The organism is Vibrio sp. 378, assembly GCF_033339435.1.
Genome location: NZ_JAWOUO010000474.1, coordinates 1 through 744, shown reverse-complemented (window position 1 = coordinate 744; position 744 = coordinate 1). Strand labels below are relative to the sequence as shown.

The window sequence follows — 744 nt, the reverse complement described above, 5'->3', positions numbered from 1 at the left end:
TGCTCACTGGGATGACAGGACAAGTACACATTGCTAAGCAAAACAAGTCTAACGCCATGACGTTGCCGACATCGGCTTGGGTAAACAAGCAAGAGAACCAAGGTGAAGTTTGGGTGATGGATAGCTCAACGCAACAAGTGAATAAAGTGACATTGTCACTAAATGAAAGTGGCGCGATTGAGTCAGGTTTGGATAACAACGACTACGTGGTTATTGCTGGCGTAGAACGATTAGTCGAAGGGCAAGTGGTGAAAGCTTGGATTCGTGAGGAAGGCATTTAATGAAGCATTCTCTATTTGCAGTATCGGCCATCGCCTTGGCCGTTCTTACTGGTTGCCAAAGTGATAGTCAAAACGTAGGCGAACAACCGTTGTATGTTTCGACTATTTCAGTTGACGCGCCAGTGAAAAGCCAATATCGCGCGTTTAAAGGGCTAGTCGTTCCTGCTGAACAAACACCAATGGCATTTCGTCGCGCCGGTGAAATTCAACACGTACTAGTGAAAGCTGGTGACGTCGTGAAAGAAGGACAAATGATCGCCAAGCTGGATGACAGCAAAGAAAAGCAAGCGGTAAATGATGCTGAAGCGCAATACACGCTTGCGATTCGCCAGCTTAAACGAGGTGAAGAGCTGCACGGCCGCCAAATGATATCCAAAGCAGAACTGGATGAGCTGACCGCAAACAAGGAACTGGCAGAGGCAAACTTCTATAACGCCACCAACCAGTTGAACTATACGCGTTT

2 pseudogenes are annotated in these 744 nt (G+C 47.2%); both read left to right on the top strand.

The window, feature by feature from the left end:
• A pseudogene (gene vmeT / locus R7Q48_RS27015) lies at window positions 1–281 on the top strand (multidrug efflux RND transporter periplasmic adaptor subunit VmeT); the annotation flags it as partial.
• Window positions 281–744, top strand: a pseudogene (gene vmeU, locus R7Q48_RS27010) (multidrug efflux RND transporter periplasmic adaptor subunit VmeU); the annotation flags it as partial. The pseudogenes vmeT and vmeU, both read left to right, overlap by 1 nt.